At 68.3% G+C, this 1980-nt stretch carries 1 protein-coding gene; it reads left to right on the top strand.

Annotation, left to right across the window (positions count from 1 at the left end):
- The coding region (locus tag ACIQOV_RS39305) for a transglycosylase domain-containing protein (RefSeq protein WP_401055677.1) at window positions 1–1980 on the top strand (1980 nt) is incomplete at both ends.

Genomic DNA, 1980 nt, shown 5'->3' with positions numbered 1-1980 from the left:
GCCAAGAACACGGCGGAGGGGTTCGAGGACGTCCCCTCCGACTTCAAGACCCCGCCGCTCACCCAGGCCACCCAGATCTTCGACGCCAAGGGCGGGCTGATCGCCAAGGTCTACGAGCGCGATCGCACCGTCATCACCGCCGAGCAGATGTCGCCGTTCATGCGGCAGGCCCAGGTCGACATCGAGGACGCCCGCTTCTACGAGCACGGCGCCGTCGACCTCAAGGGCGTGCTGCGCGCCATCAGCAAGAACGCGGAGAGCGGCACCGCCTCCCAGGGCGCCTCCACGCTGACCCAGCAGTACGTGAAGAACGTCAACGTGGAACAGGCCGGCGACGACCGGGACGCCGTCCTGGAGGCCCAGCGCAAGACCCTGGGCCGCAAGATCCAGGAGCTCAAGGTCGCCATCAAGCTGGAGGAGGAGGTGCCGAAGGAGCAGATCCTCACCAACTACCTCAACATCACGTACTACGGGAACGGCGCCTACGGCGTGGAGGCCGCCTCCCAGCGCTACTTCAGCAAGAGCAACAAGGACCTGACCGTCGCCGAGGCGGCCACGCTCGCCGGGCTGGTGCAGAACCCGTCCCAGTACGACCCGAAGCTGCACCCGCAGGCCGCGCAGAACCGCCGCGACACCGTCATCGACAAGATGCTGGAGAACAAGCACCTCACCGCCGAGCAGGCGAAGGAGGCGAAGGCCACCCCGCTGGGCCTCAACTTCAAGGCCCCGCAGAACGGTTGCATCACCGCCCAGGCCGGGATGGGCTTCTTCTGCGACTACGTGCGCCATGTGGTCAAGCAGGACCCGGTCTTCGGCAAGAGCGCCGACGAGCGCAAGAAGTTCTGGAACCAGGGCGGCCTGAACATCTACACCACGCTGGACCCGGACAAGCAGGCCGCCGCCCAGAACGCGGTGAGCACCAACGTGCGGGTCACCGACACCGTGTCCGCCGCCGCCTCCATGGTCGAGCCCGGTACCGGCAAGATCCTGGCGATGGCCCAGACCCGCCCGTACGGCCTGGACACCAACCAGAACCAGACCGTCGTCAACCTCAACGTCGACGCGGCGATGGGCGGCGGCAACGGCTTCCAGCCCGGCTCCACCTTCAAGCCGGTCGTCGCGGCCGCGGCACTGGAGGCCGGCCTGCCGGCCACCCAGGAGTACTCGTCCCCGAACAAGCTCGAGTACCCGACGATGAAGACCTGCGAAGGGACCTGGAAGAACGACGCCCGCCCCAAGACGGTCGTCCCCAACGAGTCCGCGAGCGAGAAGGGCCCGTACCAGCTGAAGATGGCGATGGCGCTCTCGGTCAACACCTACTTCGTCCAGATGGAGCAGGAGATCGGCCTCTGCGCGGTCAAGCAGATGGCCAACAAGCTCGGCATCACCACCAAGGCCAGCGGCAAGCCCCTGGAGGAGGTCCCCGCGATGGCCCTGGGCGTCGAGGAGATGAGCCCGCTGACCATGGCCAACGTCTACGCGACCTTCGCCGCCCAGGGCACCCACTGCGCCCCGGTCGCCATCAACCGGATCACCACCGTCGAGGGCAAGGACGTCCCCGTCCCGGCCGGCCAGTGCGAGAAGGCGTTCTCCGAGTCGACGGCGCGGGCGCTGAACACCGTCCTGAACGGCGTGACCGAGAACAACGGCACCGGCGCGGCGCTCAACCTGGAGGACAACCGGCAGATCGCCGGGAAGACCGGCACCTCGGACCGCAAGCGGGCCGCCTGGTTCAACGGCTACACCCCGCAGCTCGCCACCGCCGTCTGGATCGGCGGCCCCCAGGGCGGCGTGGAGATGCGCAACATCACCATCAACGGGAAGTACCGCCCCGAGGTCTTCGGCGCCGACGGCCCCGGCCCGATCTGGCGGGACGCCATGAACCAGGCCCTGCGCGGCACCCCCAAGCAGTCCCTGCCGATGGCCGACATCCCCGACCCGGCGCCCAAGACCAACCCGAACAGCACCGGGACCGGGGCC

This window comes from Kitasatospora sp. NPDC091257, from assembly GCF_044757675.1.
GTDB lineage: Bacteria > Actinomycetota > Actinomycetes > Streptomycetales > Streptomycetaceae > Kitasatospora > Kitasatospora lactacystinica.
This window is presented reverse-complemented; position numbering and strand designations above follow the sequence as displayed.